At 61.9% G+C, this 22,899-nt stretch carries 21 protein-coding genes and 1 tRNA gene; 9 read left to right on the top strand and 13 right to left on the bottom strand.

Annotated elements, in window-relative coordinates:
* Position 1: 1 nt before the first annotated feature.
* Positions 2 to 1,369, bottom strand: coding sequence for an LLM class flavin-dependent oxidoreductase (locus AC1D17_RS14280; protein ID WP_477566054.1), 1,368 nt, complete (start codon positions 1,367 to 1,369; stop codon positions 2 to 4).
* 219 nt (positions 1,370 to 1,588) lie between these two features.
* Here AC1D17_RS14280 and tauA point away from each other — a divergent pair, with 219 nt between their 5' ends.
* The 3 genes from tauA to AC1D17_RS14265 are packed head-to-tail and all read left to right on the top strand — an operon-like array spanning position 1,589 to position 4,300.
* Positions 1,589 to 2,599: a taurine ABC transporter substrate-binding protein gene (gene tauA / locus AC1D17_RS14275; RefSeq protein WP_477566053.1), complete on the top strand. Its 1,011-nt coding sequence runs from the start codon at positions 1,589 to 1,591 to the stop codon at positions 2,597 to 2,599.
* Between the two features lie 58 nt (positions 2,600 to 2,657).
* Positions 2,658 to 3,455, top strand: coding sequence for a taurine ABC transporter ATP-binding protein (locus AC1D17_RS14270; RefSeq protein ID WP_477566052.1), 798 nt, complete (start codon positions 2,658 to 2,660; stop codon positions 3,453 to 3,455).
* Positions 3,452 to 4,300 carry an ABC transporter permease subunit gene (locus tag AC1D17_RS14265; RefSeq protein ID WP_477566051.1) on the top strand — a complete coding sequence of 283 codons (849 nt, stop codon included), beginning with the start codon at positions 3,452 to 3,454 and terminating at the stop codon, positions 4,298 to 4,300. Before AC1D17_RS14270 ends, AC1D17_RS14265 begins: the two co-directional genes overlap by 4 nt.
* A gap of 15 nt (positions 4,301 to 4,315) precedes the next feature.
* Here AC1D17_RS14265 and AC1D17_RS14260 read toward each other — a convergent pair whose 3' ends face one another.
* From AC1D17_RS14260 to AC1D17_RS14245, 4 genes are all read right to left on the bottom strand, one after another.
* Positions 4,316 to 5,095 (bottom strand): SDR family oxidoreductase, encoded by a 780-nt coding sequence (locus AC1D17_RS14260; protein ID WP_477566050.1) that lies wholly within the window; start codon positions 5,093 to 5,095, stop codon positions 4,316 to 4,318.
* Positions 5,096 to 5,249: 154 nt separating this feature from the next.
* A complete protein-coding gene (locus AC1D17_RS14255; RefSeq protein WP_477566049.1) occupies positions 5,250 to 5,504 on the bottom strand; it encodes a hypothetical protein in 255 nt (84 codons plus the stop codon).
* A 191-nt stretch (positions 5,505 to 5,695) separates the two neighbouring features.
* Positions 5,696 to 5,771: transfer RNA gene (locus tag AC1D17_RS14250), tRNA-Ala, on the bottom strand.
* Between the two features lie 203 nt (positions 5,772 to 5,974).
* Positions 5,975 to 6,364, bottom strand: a complete 390-nt coding sequence (locus AC1D17_RS14245) for a TIGR02300 family protein (RefSeq protein ID WP_477566048.1) — start codon at positions 6,362 to 6,364, stop codon at positions 5,975 to 5,977.
* Between the two features lie 308 nt (positions 6,365 to 6,672).
* Here AC1D17_RS14245 and cmk point away from each other — a divergent pair, with 308 nt between their 5' ends.
* Entirely contained in the window at positions 6,673 to 7,305 is a 633-nt protein-coding gene (gene cmk / locus AC1D17_RS14240) for a (d)CMP kinase (protein ID WP_477566047.1), read from the top strand.
* A 118-nt stretch (positions 7,306 to 7,423) separates the two neighbouring features.
* Complete coding sequence (gene rpsA / locus AC1D17_RS14235; protein WP_037104019.1) at positions 7,424 to 9,127, top strand: 30S ribosomal protein S1; 1,704 nt, start codon at positions 7,424 to 7,426, stop codon at positions 9,125 to 9,127.
* A gap of 93 nt (positions 9,128 to 9,220) precedes the next feature.
* Here rpsA and AC1D17_RS14230 read toward each other — a convergent pair whose 3' ends face one another.
* Positions 9,221 to 11,068: a hypothetical protein gene (locus AC1D17_RS14230; protein ID WP_477566046.1), complete on the bottom strand. Its 1,848-nt coding sequence runs from the start codon at positions 11,066 to 11,068 to the stop codon at positions 9,221 to 9,223.
* Positions 11,069 to 11,437: 369 nt separating this feature from the next.
* Here AC1D17_RS14230 and AC1D17_RS14225 point away from each other — a divergent pair, with 369 nt between their 5' ends.
* Positions 11,438 to 12,820: a nicotinate phosphoribosyltransferase gene (locus tag AC1D17_RS14225; protein ID WP_477566045.1), complete on the top strand. Its 1,383-nt coding sequence runs from the start codon at positions 11,438 to 11,440 to the stop codon at positions 12,818 to 12,820.
* A gap of 113 nt (positions 12,821 to 12,933) precedes the next feature.
* Complete coding sequence (locus AC1D17_RS14220; RefSeq protein ID WP_477566044.1) at positions 12,934 to 13,269, top strand: DUF6665 family protein; 336 nt, start codon at positions 12,934 to 12,936, stop codon at positions 13,267 to 13,269.
* A gap of 11 nt (positions 13,270 to 13,280) precedes the next feature.
* Here the strand turns inward: AC1D17_RS14220 and AC1D17_RS14215 are convergent, their stop codons facing one another.
* Positions 13,281 to 14,639, bottom strand: coding sequence for a hypothetical protein (locus AC1D17_RS14215; protein ID WP_477566043.1), 1,359 nt, complete (start codon positions 14,637 to 14,639; stop codon positions 13,281 to 13,283).
* A gap of 117 nt (positions 14,640 to 14,756) precedes the next feature.
* Positions 14,757 to 15,383, bottom strand: a complete 627-nt coding sequence (locus AC1D17_RS14210) for a ribonuclease D (protein ID WP_477566042.1) — start codon at positions 15,381 to 15,383, stop codon at positions 14,757 to 14,759.
* A gap of 149 nt (positions 15,384 to 15,532) precedes the next feature.
* On the opposite strand from AC1D17_RS14210, the gene AC1D17_RS14205 reads away from it, so the two are divergent.
* Together AC1D17_RS14205 and AC1D17_RS14200 are read left to right on the top strand one after the other, a co-directional pair.
* On the top strand, positions 15,533 to 15,847 hold the full coding sequence (locus tag AC1D17_RS14205) for a hypothetical protein (protein ID WP_477566041.1): 315 nt from the start codon (positions 15,533 to 15,535) through the stop codon (positions 15,845 to 15,847).
* A gap of 99 nt (positions 15,848 to 15,946) precedes the next feature.
* The gene (locus AC1D17_RS14200) at positions 15,947 to 16,978 is read left to right on the top strand and encodes a hydroxyacid dehydrogenase (RefSeq protein ID WP_477566040.1); all 1,032 of its coding nucleotides are present in this window, start codon (positions 15,947 to 15,949) and stop codon (positions 16,976 to 16,978) included.
* A 294-nt stretch (positions 16,979 to 17,272) separates the two neighbouring features.
* Here the strand turns inward: AC1D17_RS14200 and AC1D17_RS14195 are convergent, their stop codons facing one another.
* The 5 genes from AC1D17_RS14195 to AC1D17_RS14175 all read right to left on the bottom strand — a co-directional run bounded on the left by AC1D17_RS14195 (position 17,273) and on the right by AC1D17_RS14175 (position 22,895).
* The gene (locus AC1D17_RS14195) at positions 17,273 to 17,479 is read right to left on the bottom strand and encodes a hypothetical protein (RefSeq protein WP_477566039.1); all 207 of its coding nucleotides are present in this window, start codon (positions 17,477 to 17,479) and stop codon (positions 17,273 to 17,275) included.
* 115 nt (positions 17,480 to 17,594) lie between these two features.
* On the bottom strand, positions 17,595 to 17,783 hold the full coding sequence (locus AC1D17_RS14190; protein WP_113246239.1) for a hypothetical protein: 189 nt from the start codon (positions 17,781 to 17,783) through the stop codon (positions 17,595 to 17,597).
* A gap of 166 nt (positions 17,784 to 17,949) precedes the next feature.
* Positions 17,950 to 20,091: a methylmalonyl-CoA mutase gene (gene scpA, locus AC1D17_RS14185; RefSeq protein WP_477566038.1), complete on the bottom strand. Its 2,142-nt coding sequence runs from the start codon at positions 20,089 to 20,091 to the stop codon at positions 17,950 to 17,952.
* A 205-nt stretch (positions 20,092 to 20,296) separates the two neighbouring features.
* A complete protein-coding gene (locus AC1D17_RS14180; RefSeq protein WP_477566037.1) occupies positions 20,297 to 22,318 on the bottom strand; it encodes an acetyl-CoA carboxylase biotin carboxylase subunit in 2,022 nt (673 codons plus the stop codon).
* A gap of 199 nt (positions 22,319 to 22,517) precedes the next feature.
* Entirely contained in the window at positions 22,518 to 22,895 is a 378-nt protein-coding gene (locus AC1D17_RS14175; RefSeq protein WP_477566036.1) for a hypothetical protein, read from the bottom strand.
* Between the last annotated feature and the right edge of the window lie 4 nt (positions 22,896 to 22,899).

Raw genomic sequence — 22,899 nt, 5'->3', positions numbered from 1 at the left:
GCTAAGCTCTTTTATGCCTGAACGCGGCGGCGGGATGGGAGGCGGTCAGTCTTCCATTTTCGCCGCCGAACAGTTTTTGCCGCAAGGGTCCCGGCGCGTAGTCCGCCTTGAACAGCCCACGTTCCTGCAGCACCGGCACGACCAGATCGACGAAGTCCGTCAAGCTTTCCGGCGCCACCGTGCGGGCAAGGTTGAAGCCGTCGATGCCGGCCTCTTCGACCCACATCTGCAGATGATCGGCAATCTGCTCCGGTGATCCGGCCACCGGCTTCATCCGGCTACCGAGCACCATCTGGTCGGTGATCTGCCGAACCGTCACTGGCTTGGCTGCCTGCCTGGTGATCGCTGCCAGTGCCGACTGGTTGGCATTGGTCGTCAGCTCAACGATCGGTTCGTCCAGCTCGTATTTGGAAAGATCGATGCCGATGGAGCTGGAATAATGCGCCAGTGAAGCTTCGATGCTGGCGTAACGGCGATAATCCTCCAGCTTGTCCAGCGCTTCCTTCTCGGTCCGCCCAGTAACGACGGTCAAAAGATTAAGGATGCGCAAGGCATCGCTCCCACGGTCGAACGCCTCCGCTTTCCGGCGCAAGCTGTCGACGATCGGTTTGGCGGCTTGCGGTGTCGCACTGGCAATGAAAACGCATTCCGCGTGTTTGCCGGCAAAATCCTGGCCACGCACCGAAGCCCCGGCCTGAAACAAGAGCGGCGTTCGCTGTGGCGAGGGTTCGCTGAGATGGATGCCCTCCATCTTGTGGTAACGCCCGTCATGCCGCACGGTCCGCACCTTGGATGGGTCGGCAAACATCCGGCCCGTCTTGTCGCGCAGCACCGCATCGTCGTCCCAGCTGCCTTCCCAAAGCTTGTAGAGAACTTCGAGATACTCTTCCGCCGCATCGTAGCGGGCGTCATGATCCGGCTGGCGTTCCATTCCCATGCTGCGGGCAGCGCTGTCGAGATAGCCGGTAACAATGTTCCAGCCGATGCGCCCCTTGGTCAGGTGATCGAGCGTCGACATGCGCCGCGCCAGCAGGAACGGCGGCTCGTAGGTCGTGTTGACGGTGACGCCGAAGCCCAGATGCCTCGTGACATGCGCCATCGCTGAAATCGGAATGAGCGGATCGTTGACCGGTATCTGCGCGCCACTTTCAATCGCCGGGGCCGGGCTGCCCCTGTAGACATCGTAGACCCCGACGACATCCGCCAGGAACAGCCCGTCCAGCTTGCCGCGCTCGGCGGTGACGGCCAGGTCCGTCCAGTAGTCGAGGTCGGTATAGCGGGCCGACTGGTCGCGCGGATGTGTCCACAGGCCGTGATTGATGTGCCCGGCGCAATTCATGTCGAAGGCGTAAATCTGCATTGTCTTCATCCTGCCGTCCTCACCCTTTCGACCCTGCCTTTTTGTCTTTTTGCACCGCTCCGGCGAAAAGACCCAGGTCCGTCTTCATTTTAGAATTTCATTACGAAAGAATGGTAAATCTAGGAATTTTTTATCTCTATAAATTCTATGAATTTTACAATGATTAAGCAACATTCCACCGGAGCCTTCGGCGCGGAATGCCATTGAACCATTTGCCGGGAGAGGGACATGACAATCAACCGCCGCCGCCTTTTGGGAACCGCCACCTTGGCCGTTCTCGCCTTTGCAACGCACAGCAATTTTTCCTATGCCGCCGACGTCAACGTCAATATCGGCTACCAGCCGATCGTCGAGCCGTCACGGGTGCCGCAGGCCGACGGCACCTATGAAAAGGTGACGGGGGCCAAGATCAACTGGCAGAAATTCGACAGCGGTGCCGATGTGATCACCGCGATCGCCTCGGGTTCGCTCGATATCGGCTATGTCGGCTCGTCGCCGCTCGCCGCCGCCGCCAGCCGCGAAATTCCGATCGAGACGATCTTCGTCGTCGGCCTGATCTCGGAAGCCGAGGCACTGGCCGTCAAGGGCATCGACAAGCCCGAAGGCCTTGCCGGCAAGAAGATCGCCACTCCCTTCGTTTCCACCGCCCATTACAGCCTGCTGACGGCGCTGAAACACTGGAAGGTCGATCCGAAATCGGTCGAGATCCTCAACCTGCGGCCGCCGGAAATCGCAGCCGCCTGGGAACGCGGCGACATCGATGGCGCCTATGTCTGGGATCCGGTCCTGTCGGAGCTTAAGAAAACCGGCAGCGTGCTTGCCACCTCGGCGGATGTCGCCGAATGGGGCGGCCCGACCTTCGATGCCTGGATCGTCAGCAAGAAATTTGCCGAAGAACATCCGGAAATCGTCACCGGCTTCGTTCAGGTGACCGGCAAGGCCTACGCCTCCTATCGCGCCAACCCGGACAGCTGGAACGCCGCATCGCCGGAAGCCGAGAAGATCGCCAAGCTCACCGGCGCGAAAACCGAGGAGGTTCCGGCTCTCCTGAAGGGCTACCACTTCCCGACGCTCGAAGAGCAGGCCGGTGCCGATCTGCTCGGCGGCGGAACAGTGAAGGCCGTGGCCGAAACCTCAGCCTTCTTGCTGGAACAGGGCAAGATTCCAGCGGTCCTTCCCGACTACGCGCCCTACGTTTCGTCGCGCTGGGTTGTCGAAGCCGCCAAGGCCGGTCTCTAAAATAAAAAAAGGCGCTGGAATCCGAAGGATTCCAGCGCCTCAAACCCTCGGTGTGATCATGAGCGTCCTGTCGCTGCAATCCGTCTCTCTGGCGTTTCCGGCCGATCGCGACAGCCGTCAGACACGGCTGGTGCTTGATGGCGTGACGCTGCATCTTGCGTCCGATGAATTCATCGCCGTCATCGGCCGGTCCGGCTCCGGCAAGACCAGTCTTCTCAATCTCGCAGCAGGTTTCCTCAAGCCGACATCCGGCCGCATATCGGTGGATGGCGTGGAAATAGCCGGCCCCGAAGCCGATCGCGCCGTCGTCTTCCAGGACGATGCGCTCTTCCCCTGGCTTAACGCCCGCGACAATGTCGCCTTTCCGCTCAAGCTGCGCGGTGCAGCCAAGCGCGAACGGCGGCTTCGTGCTGATGAACTGCTGGCAAAGGTCGGTCTGGAGAACGCCGGCGCCAAGAATATCTGGGAGCTCTCCGGCGGCATGCGCCAGCGTGTCGGCATCGCCCGCGCCCTGGCGTCCGAACCGCGCTTTCTGCTGCTCGACGAGCCGCTCGGCGCACTCGATGCGCTGACCCGCGCCCGCCTGCAGCAATTCCTGCTCAAGGTCTGGTCGGACAGCAAGACTGGGGCACTCCTGATCACCCACAGTATCGAGGAAGCCATCCTGCTCGCCACCCGCGTCATCGTGCTGGCGCCCGATCCCGGCCGCATCGTCGCCGATATCCCGGCCAGTTTCGGCCGGCAATTGCTTGCCGGCAAATCCCTGCCGGAAATCAAGAACACACCGGAATACCGGCGCCTTCACGATGGCCTGACCGGCCTTATTCACGCGGACGCCGAGGAGGATGCGGCATGACCATCAACATCGGCACGATCGTACCCGCCGCGCCTACAGCGCCCGTGGATGTCGCCGTCGAAGCGCAACAGCCCAAGCGTAGCTTCGGAACCCTGCCGATTTCACTGGCAACGGTCGCCGTCATCATCGCCGCCTGGAGCCTCGCTTCGGCCTATGGGGTGGTGTCGCCGCTCTTCCTGCCGTCGCCATGGACAGTGTTGAAAGCGATCCATGGCGTTGCAGTCAACGGCTTCGTCGATTCGACGCTGGCACAACATACGTTCGCCAGCCTGCTGCGTATTTTTGCCGCTCTCGCAGCCTCGATCGTCATCGGCATCCCGGCAGGCCTCGCGATTGGCACCAGCCGCATCGGCAAGGGCATTCTCGATCCCATCGTCGAGTTCCTGCGGCCGCTGCCGCCGCTTGCCTATCTGCCGCTGATCATCATCTGGATCGGCATCGGCGAGGCTTCGAAGATCACCGTCATCTCGCTCGCCATGCTGCCGCCGATCATCCTGTCGACCGCAGCCGGGGTCAAATCGGCACCCGCCGATTTCATCAACGCTGCCAGATCGTTCGGTGCGACCCGCCTGCAAATCCTCCTGCAGGTGATCCTGCCCAGCGCCATTCCCTCGATCCTGACGGGAACCCGCATCGCGCTCGGCGCCGGCTGGTCGACGCTGGTGGCGGCCGAACTGGTGGCCGCAAGCCGCGGCCTCGGCTTCATGATCCAGTCGGCCGCGCAGTTCCTCGTCACCGACATCGTGATTGCAGGCATCGTCGTCATCGCCGCAATCGCTTTCCTTTTGGAAATTCTGGCGCGGCTCCTGGAACGCTGGTTCGTGCCCTGGGCCGCGCATCGCTGAGGAGCGGCCTTCAGCCTACACCATCGAGCGGCTGAGCCCGCCGTCGACCGGCAACGCGACGCCGGTAATGTAGCCGGCCTGGCGGCTGGCAAGAAAGGCCGCCGCTGCGCCGAACTCCGCCGGCGTCCCATAGCGGCCGATCGGGATGTCCGACTGGCTGCGCGCAGCCACGGTCTCGATGCTCAATCCTTCACTCTCCGCATCCATCCGGTCAAAGCTCAGCGTCCGGTCCGTCGCCAGCCGGCCGGGCAGAAGCATGTTGACGGTAATGCCCTCCGCCGCCACTTCGCCCGCAAGCGTCTTCAGCCAGCCGGCAACGGCGCTGCGCAGGGCGTTGGAAGCGGTCAGGCCGGGGATGGGCTCGCGAATGCTGGTTGAGGCCACCGCCATGATGCGCCCCCAGCCGTTCTGCCGCATGGATGGCAAGAGCCTGTTGGTGATGCGCATGCCGGCCAGCACCATCGTGTCGAACTGGGCACGCCATAATGCGGGGTCTATCTCCGCCGCAAGGCTCGGCGGCGGCCCGCCGCCGTTCAGCACCAGGATATCGATACCACCAAAATCGGCGGCAAGCCGGTCGAGAAACGGATCGATGGCACCGGGGTTTGCAAGATCGAGCGCAAGTCCCCGGGCCGAATCACCGATTTGCGCAGCACTCTGCGCCGCCTTCGTCTGGTCGCGCCCTGTCAGGGCAACGCTGGCGCCCTCGGCCGCCAGCGCTTCGGCGATGCCTCGCCCCAACCCCTTGCTGCCGCCGAGAACGAGTGCCCGTTTGCCTTTGATGCCGAGATCCATGATCTGCTCCTCACTGCCCTTACTTTGCCAAAGGCAATGTTGGATAGGCTCGGGCGAGCATAGTCAATGGGCGTGGAGATACGCTAAAATTGTCCGAAATGGAGCCTGGCCATCGTTGGGAGTGCGAGCGGCCATGGGCAATGGCAGTCGTTGTTCAGCGCTGCGCCCGCAGAATACGTTTCCAGATCGTACCGCCAAGGAACTTATTGAAGACCACGAAATAGGCAACGATGAGAGCCATCATCAACAGTGCTGTGCCGCCCTGGAGATTGAAGCCTTCCTCAGTTCTCCCGCCGAAGGTCGAAGCAATCAGGTAGCCCAATACAAAAAATGCGGTGAGGAAGTCCAATATGGCAGCGAGAACGATGCGCCACGTCGAAGGCCCTTGTTGAAGTTGTGTATCAGCCATGTACATGCCCCCTGCTGGTCCCTGGCAAACTTTATCGCGCGGCCAGTTGATTCTGCAACCGGCATAAGGCGGAAGCCCCAACAGCCAGACTGAAAACGTGGCGGAAAGCCGACAAGAGTGCTTGGCAAGCATCGACAACGTTATGCAGGAGCCACAGCTTCCCTAGTCATCGCGATATACTGGAAAAAATTTGGTGGAGCTAAGCGGGATCGAACCGCTGACCTCTTGCATGCCATGCAAGCGCTCTCCCAGCTGAGCTATAGCCCCATCTTGGGTCCGGCAGAGCCGGTTCCGGGAAGGCCTTCCGAACTGTTTGTCCGGTCGGTTGGCGGCTTCATACTTCTGCTTTTTGCAGATGGCAAGCCGAAAAAGACAAAGGGCGAAGTTTTTATTCAGTGAGCCCCAAGCCTTGCGTCCGCATGATGGTTGAAAACCCCGCGCGGACGCCAATTGTTTGAAATCTGTGAGGTTTAGACCTCGTCGTCGTCGTCCGACACGCCGATCAGGTCGGACAGGCCGTCCTCGTCGTCTTCGTCGGCTTCGAGGAAGGTGTCGTCGTCGTCGCCTTCGATTTCGACGTCATCGTCGCCCAGATCCGGAATGTCGTCGCCGCCGGCTGCTTCGCTGTCGGCATCCTCGAGCGAGACCAGTTCGACTTCGGTGTTCTCGGCGTCGACTTCCTGAACCTCGTCCTCCTCGGCGGCCTTTTCCATGACCTTGGCGACCGATGTCTCCTCGAAGAAGGACAGGGGATAGGATTTGCCGCTATAGGGAGAAACGATCGGGTCCTTGTTCAGGTCGTAGAACTTACGGCCTGTTTCCGGATCGATACGCTTTGTTCCAAGTTCCGCTTTTGCCACAGTCAAAGCCTCTTGAATGGCCGGTGTCACCGGCATTTGCCGGAATACCGGCGTTGAAGATGAAATGAATTAGCCGGTCCCCATAATGGTCTTGGCCTCATCTGTCAAAGATTAACTTGTCGGGACGCCTGCGCTGCTTTTCTTTGACCGGCGGGATGACCATTCCGCAACTTGATGTTACGCACGGCTCATCGGACGATTGCAAGCTTGTTTATTGACGAGTGAGCAGGGACGTCCGAAATATCGAGCTGCCGTGCGCGGAACGGTTTTGAGCACCACGACGATCATATCCACTTTCAGGTAGTAAAATGACTTTCATCATCGCCATCGACGGCCCGGCTGCGGCCGGCAAGGGAACCCTGTCGCGCCGTATCGCCGAGGAATACGGCTTCCATCATCTGGATACCGGGTTGACCTACCGCGCCACCGCCAAGGCGTTGCTGGACGCGGGCCTGCCCTTGGACGACGAGCTGATTGCCGAGCAGATGGCGCGCGACGTGGAGCTTGCCGGGCTCGATCGTGGCGTGCTGTCGGCACATTCGATCGGCGAGGCGGCGTCCAAGATCGCCGTCATGCCGCTGGTGCGCCAGGCTTTGGTCGAGACGCAGCGCGCCTTTTCGCTGCGTGAGCCCGGAACGGTGCTGGATGGCCGCGATATCGGAACCGTCGTCTGCCCGGATGCGGCGGTCAAGCTCTATGTGACGGCATCGGCCGAGGTACGCGCCCGCCGCCGCTTCGACGAGATCGTCGGCAACGGCATTCCGACCGATTTCCTGGAGGTTCTGGCCGATATCGTCAAGCGCGACGAGCGCGACATGGGACGGGCCGACAGCCCGTTGCGCCCGGCCTCCGATGCACACTTGCTAGATACGTCCGAAATGAGTATAGAGGCCGCATTCTTAACGGCGAAGACGCTTGTTGACGCCGCATTGAAGCAATAGTCCGAACCACCATCCCCGCGCCGGATTTGCTCCTTCATGATTGGAGCGGATGGTTTTCGGACCTGTCAACGCTAACCCCCGGCGCCTGTGCCCCATCTGTGGCACACCAGGAGTATTCATGTCTCAAGCTAACCCCACCCGCGACGATTTTGCCGCGCTGCTGCAGGAATCCTTTGCTACGCAGGATCTTGCCGAAGGCTACGTCACCAAGGGTATTGTAACGGCCATCGAGAAGGACGTCGCAATCGTTGACGTCGGCCTCAAGGTCGAAGGCCGCATCGCCCTGAAGGAATTCGGCGCGAAGGCCAAGGACGGCACGCTGAAGGTCGGCGATGAAGTCGAAGTTTACGTCGAGCGCATCGAAAATGCGATGGGCGAAGCTGTTCTGTCGCGCGAAAAGGCTCGCCGCGAAGAGAGCTGGGTCCGCCTCGAAGTCAAGTTCGAAGCCGGCGAACGCGTCGAAGGCGTCATCTTCAACCAGGTCAAGGGTGGTTTCACCGTCGATCTGGATGGTGCCGTTGCCTTCCTTCCGCGCTCCCAGGTCGACATCCGTCCGATCCGCGACGTTACCCCGCTGATGCACAACCCGCAGCCCTTCGAAATCCTCAAGATGGACAAGCGCCGTGGCAACATCGTCGTGTCGCGCCGCACGGTTCTCGAAGAGTCGCGTGCTGAACAGCGTTCGGAAATCGTCCAGAACCTCGAAGAAGGCCAGGTTGTTGACGGCGTCGTCAAGAACATCACCGATTACGGTGCGTTCGTTGACCTCGGCGGCATCGACGGCCTGCTGCACGTCACCGACATGGCATGGCGCCGCGTCAACCATCCGTCGGAGATCCTGAACATCGGCCAGCAGGTCAAGGTTCAGATCATCCGCATCAACCAGGAAACCCACCGCATCTCGCTCGGCATGAAGCAGCTCGAGTCGGATCCGTGGGATGGCATCGGTGCCAAGTACCCGGTCGGCAAGAAGATCTCCGGTACCGTCACCAACATCACCGACTACGGTGCATTCGTAGAGCTGGAGCCGGGCATCGAAGGCCTGATCCACATCTCCGAAATGTCCTGGACCAAGAAGAACGTTCACCCCGGCAAGATCCTGTCCACGACGCAGGAAGTCGACGTTGTCGTTCTCGAAGTCGACCCGACCAAGCGCCGCATCTCGCTCGGCCTCAAGCAGACGCTCGAGAACCCGTGGCAGGCATTCGCGCACAGCCATCCGGCTGGCACGGAAGTTGAAGGCGAAGTCAAGAACAAGACCGAATTCGGCCTGTTCATCGGTCTCGACGGCGACGTCGACGGCATGGTGCACCTGTCGGATCTCGACTGGAACCGTCCGGGCGAGCAGGTCATCGAGGAATACAACAAGGGCGACATGGTCAAGGCCGTCGTTCTCGATGTAGACGTCGAAAAGGAACGCATCTCGCTCGGCATCAAGCAGCTCGGCAAGGATGCAGTCGGCGACGCCGCTGCTTCCGGCGACCTGCGCAAGAACGCCGTTGTTTCGTGCGAAGTTCTGGCCGTCAACGACGGTGGCATCGAAGTGAAGCTCGTCAACCACGAAGACCTCACCTCGTTCATCCGCCGTGCCGATCTGTCGCGTGACCGCGACGAACAGCGTCCGGAGCGTTTCTCCGTTGGTCAGGTTGTCGACGCCCGCGTCACCAACTTCTCCAAGAAGGACCGCAAGGTCATGCTGTCGATCAAGGCTCTGGAAATCGCTGAAGAGAAGGAAGCCGTCGCACAGTTCGGTTCGTCCGACTCGGGCGCTTCGCTCGGCGACATCCTGGGCGCAGCCCTGAAGAACCGCTCGGGCGAATAAGCCTTAGCCGTCTGAATAACGAAGCCCGCGGAAAGCAATTTCCGCGGGCTTTTTCGTGGTCTGTTCTGAAGCTGTTTCTGCGAGCGAATGGGCTCAGCCGTACCCGCCCATGCGGCGGTAGAGGTCATAGGCGTCTGCGGCCTCGCTTTCCTCGTCTTCCAGGTCCGTCCGCGGCACGGCGGTGGTGTCGTCTTCCTGCTCGCCGCGCTCTTCGCGGTTTTGGCCTTCATCCTCGCCATCTCCGCCGGAGAAGGCGGGTTGCTCCTCCTCCGCCTCGATGCTTGGCGTCTCCTGCGCCTTTGCCGGCAGGTAGGGGATCATCGCGAAGGGAATTGCGTCCCGGGAGATGCCTGCATCCGGCAACCGGGGCGTCAGGGCCTCGCGTGCAGTCTCTTCCATCGTCGCGGCATGCATGGGCGCTGGCCGGTTTCCTGGTTTATCCTCAGTCCCTTCCAGCATCGCGCTCCAGCTGTTGTGTTCGAGCCCGGCCATTTCCATCTGATCGCCGGTATCGCCGGTGAGCAAGGAAGTGTCGGGCTGCATTTCGGCATTGCCGGCGGCTTCCAGCTGGGCAAACAGGATTTCGGCGCCCATGTCGGCTGTTTCGCCGGCAAGCGTTGCAAACAGCGTATCGGATCCGTCCGGGACTGAACCGGGCAAAGGCAGGCTGGCTTCGACCAGGGCTTTCAGCGTCTGGGCAAGGCTCTTTTCCGGACGATCCATCTCCGCTTCGGCCAACGGCGAGGGGGTCTCATCGGTGCCGGCAAGGAACCGGTTTTCGGGTACGATCTCCAGTTCCCACTCGCCGAGATCGTGCCCCTTGAAACCATCGACATCTTGGAGAACGCGCGTAGCGGTCGGCTTAGCGGACGATGTGCCTGTATTTGCCGGCCCATCCGGCTCCGCTTCCAATGTGCGGAAAGCGTCGTCCTCGATCCCGGAGCCAGGCCTGTTTGTACCGGCTGAATGTTCCGGTTGCTCCGGGGTTTCCATTGGCTCGGAAAGGTCAAGCCCCAGTTCTTCTGCCAGCTTTGCCTTCAGCCGGCCATCCATATCCCCAGAGGCGATTGCGGCGACCAGGGACAGGGCCTCCGGATCGGCTGCAAGAAAGGCGGCGGCGGCGCGCAGCAGCGGGATCGATTCGGAGTTTGCTCTGCTGGGCTGCTGCGGCTGCCCGCTGGCAGGAGCACTGCCACTGCCCCGTGCCGTCTGGGCCTTTGCCGGCTGATCTGCGCGCAGTGTGCCTGACGGGCCTTCGTTGTCGAGGCTTTCCTCGAAGGCGATGACAGCGGGGGGCGTCTCATCGTCACCGAAAGCCTTTTTCAGCGCAGCCTGCAACAGGCCCGGCTCGGAAATGACGGCAGGACTGGCCACGATCGTTTGCGAGGCGGGTATCGGCGCTTGCCGGCCCGGTACGGGTGTCTGTTTCTGCGGCGGAGTCTGTGTTTGCAGCGGTTTGCCATCCGCCTGGCTGCTACCGTCGCGAGGCAGCGTCAGCGGCACCATCCCCCCGTCCGGCAAGCGCGGCATATTGACGATCGAGGGCATCTTCAGCGCCTCGGTCAGAATCCGGATGGATATCGCCAGGTTGCGCTGCCCAAGCTGTTTTTCCAGCGCCAGGCGCGCTGCAGGCGGCAGCGTTTCGAGGAAGACGGCCAGCCGCTTGCTGAAATCACGCAGGGTCTCCTGCGGCAGCGGCGGAAATTTCAGGATTTTCGCCAGCGTGTCGAGCAGGCGGATCAGCGCGTCTTTCGGCAGAGGTTCGCTTTCAAGCAGATGCCGGTTCAGCGTCTCCAGGATTTTGAGAACCACTTCCGACTGGTTTCCCGAAATCCGTCCAGGCATGGTTACAGGAAGCGTCCGCTCCCTCGGCGTGACGGCTTCGACGAGGACCGCCGCCTGCGCCGCAGCGACGGGTGTTTTGACTGTGAGAATGGGCATCAGCATCGCAATCTCCGTCAAGTTGGGGTTGAGGCCATACGGCCAGATCTGTCTCGGCATGGCGGCTGCAGAGCCGGAAGGCTCCAGGCGTGTGTCATGGGATGCTGGCGCTTCATGCGCATGCCCGACGGCTCATGTACGGCCAAACCAGACTGCGTCGGCTGCTTCGGAGCCACGGGTGGCCGAGCATTGTGTGCTTCCATTTTAGGACGGAATGATTGACAGAATATTAACCATACCGGAGGCGCTATATCGGGGATGGGACGGCGCCCCTTGGCCCTTGCCGCCCTTTCGCCGCTCGCGTACATCTTTGCGCTGCGCCGCCGCCCACTGTGCGGCGAGCACGGAATTGCTTTCGGGGGGAATGCGATGAACCTGACCAATCTGATCCTCAACACCGACAGCTATAAGTTCAGCCATTTTCTGCAGTACCCGCCCGGCACGCGGGCAATTTCCGCCTATATCGAGACGCGCGGACATCCGGATCAGGCCGATGTGCTGTTCTTCGGCCTGCAGATGTTCCTGAAGGAGTATCTCGGCAAGCCGGTAACCCGCGCCGATATCGACGAGGCCGAGGCGATCGTTCTTGCCCATGGCCTGCCATTCAACCGCGCCGGCTGGATGCGCATCGTCGACCAGTTCGGCGGCTATCTGCCGCTGGAGATCCAGGCTCTGCCGGAGGGCACCCTGCTGCGCCGCGGCGTACCGATGGTAGAGGTGGTCAATACCGATCCCGATAGCTACTGGCTGACATCCTATATCGAGACCGCGCTGCTGCGGGGCGTCTGGTATCCGTCATCGGTCGCCAGCAATGCCCGCAAGATCAAGCAGATCATCCGGCCGATCCTGGAGAAAACCTGCGACGATCCGGACGCCGCCCTGCCCTTCCGCCTGCACGATTTTGGCGCGCGCGGGGTCGGCGCGCTGGAGCAGGCCGGCATCGGCGGGGCAGCCCATCTCGTCAATTTCATGGGCACCGATACCATGACTGGCGTCCTCTATGCCCGGCGCTACTATGGTGCCGAAATGGCCGGTTTCTCGATCCCCGCCTCCGAACACTCGACGATGACGGCCTGGGGCGTCGAGCGGGAAGCGGAAGCCTATGCCAACATGATCGATCGCTTTGCCGGCGGCGGCATGTTCGCCGTCGTGTCGGATAGCTACGATATCAATTACGCGGTCTCGGAAATCTGGGGCGAGCAGTTGCGTGAAAAGGTCAGGGCGAGCGGCGGCACGGTGGTCATCCGGCCCGACAGCGGCGATCCGATCGAGACGCCTGTGCATGTGATCAAGCAGCTCGACTACCATTTCGGCTCGACACTGAACGGCAAGGGTTACAGGGTGCTCGACAAGTCCGTCCGGGTCATCCAGGGCGATGGCATTTCCAATGCCGATATCAGCCAGATCCTCGGCCGGCTGGAGGCGTTCGGCTTTTCAGCCGAGAACAWCGCCTTCGGCATGGGCGGCGGCCTGTTGCAGAAGGTCAACCGCGATACCTATTCCTTCGCCATGAAGACCAATGCCCGGCTGGACGACGCGGGCAAATGGCACGATGTCTTCAAGCGCCCCGCCACCATGAACGTCAAGGCGTCGAAAGCGGGCCGGCAGGCGGTCATCAGTGGTCTTGGCGGTCTTGAGGCGGCGCGTCTCGACGAACTCAAGGACCGCCACAATCATCTGGAAACGGTCTGGAAGAACGGCGATCTGCTGCGGGAATGGAGCTTCGAGGACATTCGCGCACGGGCAAAATAGTTTTTTCCCGAAATCTGTTGCCTGACGGCCGTTGCCGTCCCATCCTATAGCGCCGCGCGTCATTCATGATGCGCAAAGGCCGCTGTAGCTGCTGACGACTTCGGAGCCTCAAGATGACGGTTCGTCCGCCCCAATCCTTGTCCCCGTCCTTTACCAGGAACAGTGGCCTCAACCTGCTCGAATACGAACTGATGTCGGAGCGGGCGGATGCGCTCGGCCGGCACGGGTTGAAGGTGGAAAAGGCAATCGCGGCATTGAGTGTGCTCAGCGATCCTCACACGGCACCGGAGCGGCGCGAGCAGTTGCTCAACGATGCCGCCGACGCCGTCTGGGCGTTCTTCATCCAGCGCGAAATCTGCGGCCTGCGCTCAAACCGCGATGCCGTCCAGCGCTATGGGATCCCGAAAGAAGTGATGGCGCGCCTCGGCATCATCAGACCTAAAACCTGAGCAAGCCCGCATCAGGCGGCCTGCGTCCCTTCGGTCTGGCGTTTGAGAATTTCGTAGATTCCGTTTTCGTCCAGGCTGACGGGCAGAATGCCGCTTACCGCCGCATCCGCTCCCTCCGGCGCTCCTGCGTCTGCGGGGCCCGCACGGGCGAGGAGAACGGCCATATCGGCCTCTTGCCTGGCCTCCTCGGACGCGTCGGTTCCGGCTTGCGTATCGATCGGGTCGGTCCGGCCGGCCGTGCCGCTGGCAGTCGTGCTTTCCGCCTTTTCTTCTATCTCCGCCATTTCGGCGCCCGCAGCCAAGGTCAGCAACAGATCGCCGGATGTGACGACTTCTGTAGCGGATGTGCCTTCAGTCGCCGGGCTGCCCGTTTCGCCGGATGCGTCGCGGATGACATCATTGATCTTTTTGATCGTGTCCTGGACCTCCTTGACGTCCTCAAGTTTGTCGCCCGCTTCGAGCTTGCGAATATCCTCGTCGCGCTCCTTGCGCGTTTCGGCATTCTCGACGCGGGTCGGGTCCGGTTGATCCGTCCGCTCGAGCTTCAGCTCCTCGAGGGATTTCGGATCGGCGATGTCTTCCAGCCGCTGGATCGCGATCTGCGCATCCTCAGTTGAGGTCCCATCGGTGCGTGCGGTATCGTCGAGGACTTCCTGGATGATCTTCGCCTGACTTCCGTAGGGATTCTTGATGGCATCCACCACCTGGGCCGCGGTCAGGCCCAGATCCCGCAGGCCGGTCTTTGTTTCAAGCGCCTCGATGCTGGCCGGCATCGACTTGCGCACACTGGCCATCGTCTCGCCGATGCGCTTGCTGTAATCGTTGTCGCTCTCGTCCTCATTCTGCGTCAGCCCGTAGCGGGTCACGAAGCGGGCCGCCATATTCGCCATCTCTGATGGCTGTTCGGCCGTGCCGTTCAACACAGCGTCGACGTCATCGACGGAGACCCGGAACCGGGCCAGCGTCACCTCCTGCGCCTGCCAGGAAGTCGATGGGGTGGTGGAAAGATTGGCTTCCTTCTTGCCGATCATCGAGACCAGCGTCAGCGTATCCTCGACACGGGTACCGAAATCGGTATCGGATTCACCCTCGTCGCGCGTCAGGCCCAGAACGTGGAGAAACCGCGAAATCAGCTCCGCCATCGGATTGTCGTCGCTTTTCAGGGCGCCGAAGAAATGGGCGTTGACCTTGTCGTTCAGCGCCGCGTGGCTCTTGCTCGCCGAAATCCTCGCCTTGAGGATATCGTCTTCCTTCGTTTCCTTGCGCGCCTTCTTTTCGTCTTCGACGCGCTTCTCCTCCGCCTGGTCGATCATCGACTGCATCAGCGTGGTACTGACTGTTCCGGCACTCGCCTGAAGGGGGGTAATCATGGCTGCTCCGCGCGGTCTGCAACGTGGGATGCCGTTGACGGTAACCGGCAACCATTAATTCCCGATTAACCTAATTTCGCCGTGGTTATATTGGGGCGTATCTATGCGCCGGCCGCATCAGCTGTGCGCGAAAATGTCCGTATCTTCCCAGCCGATCAGGTCGAGTTTGGAGCGGGTGGGCAGGAAGGCGAAGCAGGCGTCGGCGTGGTCGGCGCGGCCATCGCGGATCAGGCGGGCGGTCAACTTGTCGCGCAGGGCATGCAGATGCAGGACGTCGGACGCGGCATATTCCAGCTGCGCCGGCGAGAGCTTTTCAGCGGCCCAGTCGGAGGACTGCTGCTGCTTGGAAATATCGACCTCGAGCAGTTCCTTCAGATTGTCCTTCAGTCCGTGCCGGTCGGTATAGGTGCGGGTCAGCCGAGAGGCGATCTTGGTGCAGAAGACCGGCGTCGTGGTCACGCCGAATGTGTGAAACAGCACGGCGATATCGAAGCGGCCGAAATGGAAGATTTTCTGGCGGGTCGGGTCTTCAAGCATGGCGGTGAGGTTTGGCGCCTGCGTCTGGCCCTTGGCGATCTGGATCACATCGGCGGTGCCGTCACCCGGTGACAGCTGGACGACGCAGAGCCGGTCCCGGCGCGGTATCAGGCCAAGCGTTTCGGTATCGACAGCGATGGCGCCTTTGTAGCGCGCGGCGTCTGCCGCTGAGATGTCGCCTTGGTGAAACCGTATTGTATTTGCCATGGAAATCCCCACATCAGCCGGACAGGGTGTCGTGCTTCGTTCAAGCTGTTGGGCTATAGCGCAACTTCACTGGAAACGATACCGTCTCCTTGCGCCCGGACATGCGGGTTATCCCGTCTTGACCGGGCAAACACTATGGAACGCACCTGTTGATCGCGCAAACCCTCCTCATCTCCATGGCATTGGYCGCCTCCGTTTTTCCTGCGAACGCAGCGTCACCGACGCTGGCACCGGTGCAGTTTGCCCAGGCCTATAACGACCTGCCGGGTGTGAAGCCGCCGGAGGAAGCGGAGGACGCCAAGCGGATTTTCTGCGAGCAATCCGTCATCGAGATCGAGGGGCATCCGACCTACGGACCGCGCTACCAGACCGTGAACAACTGCCGCAAAGGCGACGGTCCGGTGTTTCAGTCTCCACGTTCGCCGCGCTCGATCGAACGGCAGTTGCGCGGTCTGAATTATTAGGCCGACCTGCCGACACGATTTCTTGCAAATTGCCGGATCATCAATACAACTTGCCGCAACGACCGGGCTTTTCCCATGCCTGGGCAGGGAGACGATATCATGCCTGAGACGCAACCGCCTCTGGTCATCTGCGCGCCGGAGCCGCGCACGCTCGATCTGATCTTCACGCCGGCGGCGCTTGCGCAGCTGAAGGCCAGATACCGCATCGTTGAAGCGAGTGCCGAAGACATAGCGGGGCTCGGTGACAATATTCTGAAGGAGGCCCGCTATATTATCGGCCAGCCGCCTTTGAGCGCTGCGACGCTGGCGCGCATGCCAGAACTTCGCTGCATCCTCAATGTCGAAAGCAACCTGATCAACAATATGCCCTATGAGGTGCTGTTTTCCCGCGGCATCCATGTGGTGACGACGGGTCAGGTGTTTGCCGAGCCGGTCGCCGAGATGGGGCTGGCGATGGCGCTGAACATCGCCCGCGGCATCGTGGATGCGGATGTCGATTTCCGTGAGGGCCGTGAGCTCTGGGGCGGTGAGGGCAATGCCCGGGCGCGGCTCTTGTCGGGCGCCGATGTCGGCATCATCGGTTTCGGCGATCTCGGCAGGGCGCTGAACCGTGTGCTCTCCGGTTTCCGCACCAATACCCGCGTCTACGACCCCTGGATGCCTGCCTCGATCCTGATCGACAATGGCGTCAGGCCGTCGAGCCTCAAGGAGGTGCTGACGCAAAGCGATTTCATTTTTGTTGTCGCGGCGGTGACCAGCGAGAACCAGCATTTCCTCGGCGCGGATGCCTTTGCCAGCATGCGTCCGGGGGCCGCCTTCATCCTGCTCAGCCGCGCCAATGTCGTTGACTTCGACGCGCTGATAGCGGCGGTCGCAAGTGGCCATATCGTGGCGGCCAGCGACGTCTATCCCGACGAGCCGCTGCCGCTCGATCATCCCGTCCGCACCCTCAAGGGCTTCCTGCGCTCCGCTCACCGGGCCGGAGCGCTCGACAGCGCCTTCAAGAAGATGGGCGACATGGTGCTGGAAGACATGGACCTGATGGACCGTAACCTGCCACCGATGCGCTGCAAGCGGGCCGAGCGCGAAACGGTCTCGCGCATGCGCTCCAAGCCAGTCACGGTCAACTGACGGTCGCCAGCGGCAGCCAGCAGTCCCTTTCAAGGAACACGGGCCGGACAAGCCGGACCGCCCTGTGAGGGGCATCTACCGCAGTTTGGCGAGGCGGGGGAATTTGTGCACATGGATTGGCCCCTCCCCTTCCCGCCGGGCGCCGGATGAGGGCGAAGCCATGGACATCAGAATTTGCCGAACCGCCCCCTCATCGCCTCGCTTACGCTCGGCACGTCTCCCCGGCGGGAGACGGGGAGCCGGTCGCATCGCCTCAATCCATGGCAAGGCGATGCGTCATACAAGCAGCCAGGCTCACCCGGCGCTGACCCTGCGCATCGCTTCCAGGATCGAACTCTTGGTTTCGTGGCCGGACTTGTAGAGACCGAGCATCACGATGGCGGCATCGCGGCCATGATCGCTGTTGAGCACCACGCGTGTTTCCGCGCACCATTCCTCGAGCGCGCCGCACACCACTTCGATTTCACTCTGGTTCAGGGCCATGTTCGACAGAAACGGCATGACTGTACCCTATCGTTCGAAAACACACCCAATATGGGACGATAGTGTAGCGGCTTGGGGATTGCCGACAATTCCCAAATTTTAGGGGTGACCGGCCGTGTCTGACAGCTGCGGCTTAATCCGCCCTGGCCGCGGACGCTTCGACCAGGGAGGCGGCGATGGCCATGGCAAGGAGCTTGCCCTTGGCCCTGATCGCGCCGCTGTCGAAGTCGCGCGCCGACAATGCAAGGTCCATGCCCTCGCGCATCAGAATTTGTTGTGCTCTGTAAACTGCCCAGTTTTCGACGTCGTCGCGCTTCTGCATTGCGCTGCCCCCCGGCCAAATCATTTAGCGTTGTCGTTCGGCTCTCAATCCGGCCTTGACGCCGGCACATGAGGCGAATCAGCTGAGCACGTGAACAGAATGCGGCATTTCCTGGAATTCGGAAGCAGAACTTTTCAGCGATGATTAATGAGGGTGAAACACCGCCTCACGCATTGCGCAGCCGGCCCTCCAGAAGGTCGAGAACGGCGCGGCCGGCCTCCATGACATTGGTGCCGGGGCCGAAGACGGCGGCGACGCCGTGGTCGAGCAGGAATTGATAATCCTGGCGCGGCACGACGCCGCCGACGACGACAATCACATCGCCTGCGCCCTTGGCCTTCAGCGCCTCGACAAGCTGCGGTGCCAGCGTCTTGTGGCCGGCGGCAAGCGACGACATGCCGATGACGTGCACCTTTGCGGTCACTGCCAGCTCGGCCGCTTCGTCAGGCGTCTGGAACAGCGGCCCGGCCAGCACGTCAAAACCGATATCGCCAAAGGCCGAGGCGATGATCTTGGCGCCGCGGTCATGGCCGTCCTGGCCGAGTTTCGCCACCATGATCTTCGGCCTGCGGCCGATCGCGCGGGTAAAATCGGAAAGCCGGGCGGACAGCGTCGCCAGTTCCGGCTCGTCCTTGTAGGCATGGCCATAGATATCGCTGACCACTTCGGGAACGGCGCTGTGATCGCCGAAAACGGCGCGCATCGCATCGGAGATTTCGCCGACGGTGGCGCGGGCGCGGGCGGCGGTGACGGCCGCTTCGAGGATATTGCCGTTGCCGGTACGGGCGACCTCCGTCAGGGCTTTGAGCGCGGCCGTCACGTCGGCCGTATTGCGACGTCTGCGCGTCTCCTCGATGCGGCTGATCTGGGCGGTACGGACGGCGGCATTGTCGATGTCGAGAATATCGAGGTCGTCTTCGGTTTCGAGCCGGTATTTGTTGACGCCGACGATGACCTCATCGCCCTTGTCGACGGCGGCCTGACGGCGGGTTGCCGCCTCCTCGATCAGGCGTTTGGGCAGGCCATCGGCCACCGCTTTGGTCATGCCGCCCAGCGCCTCGACCTCCTCCATCAGCGCCCAGGCCTTTTGCGCCAGTTCCGCCGTCAGGCTCTCGACATAGTAGGAGCCGGCCAGCGGATCGACGACCTTCGTCACGCCCGTCTCATGCTGCAGGATCAGCTGGGTGTTGCGGGCGATACGCGAGGAGAATTCCGTCGGCAGCGCGATCGCCTCGTCGAAGGAATTGGTGTGCAGCGACTGGGTGCCGCCGAGCACGGCCGACATTGCCTCGAACGCGGTGCGGATGATGTTGTTATACGGATCCTGTTCCTGCAGCGAGACGCCCGATGTCTGGCAATGGGTTCTGAGCATCAGCGAGGACTGTTTCTTCGGATGAAAGCCTTCCATGATCCGGGTCCACAGCAGCCGGGCGGCGCGCAGCTTGGCAGCCTCCATGAAGAAGTTCATGCCGATGGCGAAGAAGAACGACAGGCGGCCGGCGAACTCATCGACGTTCAATCCCTTGGCGATGGCCGCGCGGACATATTCGCGGCCGTCGGCCAGCGTAAAGGCGAGCTCCTGCACAAGCGTCGCGCCGGCCTCCTGCATGTGATAGCCGGAGATCGAGATGGAATTGAATTTCGGCATCTCGCGGGCGGTATAGTCGATGATGTCGGCAACGATCCGCATCGAGGGCTCGGGCGGATAGATATAGGTGTTGCGGACCATGAACTCCTTGAGGATGTCGTTCTGGATCGTGCCGGAAAGCTGGGATCGCGGCACGCCCTGTTCCTCGCCGGCAACGATGAAGGAGGCAAGGATCGGGATGACCGCGCCGTTCATGGTCATCGACACCGAGATCTTTTCGAGCGGAATGCCGTCGAACAGGATCTTCATGTCCTCGACGCTGTCGATCGCCACGCCGGCCTTGCCGACATCGCCGACGACGCGCGGATGGTCACTGTCATAGCCGCGATGAGTGGCGAGATCGAAGGCGACGGAGACGCCCTGCTGACCGGCCGCCAGCGCCTTGCGGTAGAAGGCATTCGAAGCCTCGGCGGTGGAGAAGCCGGCATATTGCCGGATCGTCCAGGGGCGCCCGGCATACATGGTGGCACGCGGGCCACGGGTGAACGGTGCAAGGCCCGGCAGCGAGCCGAGATGACCGGCGGCTTCCAGATCGGCCTCCGTATAGAGCGGCTTGACGGCAATGCCCTCTGGTGTCTGCCAGGTCAGCGCCTCGGGCGGGGATTTGAGCTCGCGTTCGGCAAGGGTGGCCCAATCGGCGAGGGTTTTGTTATCGGGCATGGGAAGGTCTCCTTGGATCGATCGGACGTATACCCTCGCCTTGAGGGGGACAGTCGGTACGCAGCGCCGGGCCCGCCTCACTGCCACGCCTGGCAGCGTATCCGATGGCGGAACGGAAACGATGATGACATGGATTGTATGGTCGGGGGAAATTCAAGCGGCCAAAATGTGTCAATGATTTGGCTTCCCATCCCAGGTGCCGGCCCTATTCGAACTCCATGATCAGCTCATCCACGGCCAGACTTGCACCGGCGGTGACAGCAATCCTCTTCACCACGCCTCGCCGTTCGGCGCGCAAAATATTCTCCATCTTCATCGCCTCGACCGTCGCCAATGCCTGGCCGGCTTCCACTGTCTCGCCTTGCGCAACGGTGACGGCGGTGATGACGCCGGGCATCGGGCAGAGCAGCATTTTGGAGGTGTCCGGCGGCAGCTTCTTCGGCATCAGCCTGGCAAGTTCGGCAACGCGCGGGCTGCGCACATGAGCGGTGACGTCCATGCCGCGCCAGCGCAGCCGGATGCCGGTGCCGGAAAGATCGATCTTCACGCCCATCGCCGTGCCGTCGACATTGAAGGTGGCGTGGCTGCGGCCCGGCGTCCAGTCGCCGGCGGCGGCAAACACGCTGCCATCGGCAAGCCGGACATAGACGCCATCGGCGGACGCATCGAGCGTCAAAGGAAGCTCCTGGCCGGCAAAGGTCACGACCCAGTCCTTGCCGATCACCCGGCGATGATTGCCGATGGTGCCGGAGATCTGTACGGCGCGGTCCTGCAACGCCTGATGCACGAGCGTGGCGACCGCCGCCAGTTTCCGTGCGGAGGCTGCATCCGGCTCGACACCGTGGAAGCCGTCCGGGAATTCCTCGGCGATGAAGGCCGTGGTGATCTTGCCGGAGCGGAACCGCTCGTGCTGCATGACCGCCGAAAGGAAAGGCAGGTTATGACCGATGCCCTCGACCTCGAAATCGTCGAGTGCCGCGCTCATCGCGTCGATGGCGGTCAGACGGGCGGGTGCCCCCCCCTTTTCAGGCGCCCAGGTGCAGAGCTTGGCGACCATCGGATCGTAATACATGGAAATCTCGCCGCCCTCGAAGACGCCGGTATCGTTGCGCACGACCGTGCCGCCGGACGTGATGCCTTCCACCGGCGGCCGGTAGCGCGACAGGCGGCCGATCGAGGGCAGGAAGTTGCGATAGGGATCCTCGGCATAGAGCCGGCTTTCGATCGCCCAGCCGTTCAGCTTGACGTCATCCTGTCCGAGGGACAGTTTTTCGCCAGAGGCGACGCGGATCATCTGCTCGACCAGGTCGATGCCGGTGATCAGTTCGGTGACCGGATGTTCCACCTGCAGGCGGGTGTTCATCTCGAGGAAGTAGAAATTTCTGCTGCCATCGACGATGAACTCGACGGTGCCGGCCGAATAGTAGCCAACGGCCTTTGCCAGCGCCACGGCCTGCTCGCCCATGGCGCGGCGGGTCTGCTCGTCGAGGAACGGCGACGGGGCTTCCTCGATGACCTTCTGGTTGCGCCGCTGGATCGAGCATTCGCGCTCGCCGAGATAGAGCACGGTACCGTGTTTATCGCCGAGCACCTGGATTTCGATATGGCGCGGCTGGGTGACGAATTTCTCGATGAAGATGCGGTCGTCGCCGAACGAGTTCTTCGCCTCGCTCTTCGAGGACTGGAAACCTTCGCGCGCTTCCTGGTCGTTCCAGGCGATGCGCATGCCCTTGCCGCCGCCGCCGGCGGACGCCTTGATCATCACCGGATAGCCGATCCCTGCGGAAATCTTCACCGCCTCGGCGGCATCGGCAATCAGGCCCATATGGCCGGGCACGGTGGAGACGCCGGCCTCGGCCGCCAGCTTCTTCGAGGTGATCTTGTCGCCCATCGCTGAAATAGCGCCCACCGGCGGACCGATGAAGGCGACACCGGCCTTCTCAAGCGCCTCAGCGAAGGCGGCGTTTTCCGACAGGAAGCCATAGCCCGGATGCACCGCGTCGGCGCCGGTCTTTTGGATCGCGTCGAGGATCTTGTCGATGACGATATAGGATTGGTTCGACGGCGACGGGCCGATGTGCACGGCCTCGTCGGCCATCTTTACATGCAGCGCATCGGCATCCGCATCGGAATAGACGGCGACGGTGGCGATGCCCATCTTCTTTGCTGTCTTGATGACCCGGCAGGCGATTTCGCCGCGATTGGCGATGAGGATTTTTTTGATCATGTTATTGGGCCGCTCCCTGAGCATGTGACGCAATCATCCGCACCCGGCGCAGGGGAAGGTGGTGACGACCTATGATGTGCCGGAGATTACCCCCCTCTTCCCTGGCGAACATCTCCCCCTCAAAGGGGGAGATGCCACGAAGTGACAGAGGGCGGTGCGTGGCGGCAGCGAGGATGACGGCATTCTGAAACATGGTTACTCACACCTCGAACACGTCTTCGAAAGCTTCCGGGAAATTCTTGCGCCCAACCCGCTCATCGATCCGCAGCAACGCTTCATACGACGCCGGGTCGAACGGCTCTTCGGCCGGCACGACTTCGCGGCCGAACAAAAGATTGAGCCTGCCGGCATCGAGATTGCCGCGTTCGAACGGCTCGATTCCAAAATGGTGCCAGAGCGCGTGCAGGAAGGCGGCGTCGACCTTCTGTTCGATCGAATTCGGGCGGGCAAGGCGCTGCAACGCCTTGAGCGGCGTGACGCCCTTCTCGTTCGCCCGCCGGATGGTGAAATGATGGCCGTGGCCCGGCAGGCCAGAGGGAAAGCCCCTGTGTTTTGTCATCTCGGGCCGCTTGGCCATCTGG

This window comes from Pararhizobium sp. P1_E7, assembly GCF_056405855.1.
This window is presented reverse-complemented; position numbering and strand designations above follow the sequence as displayed.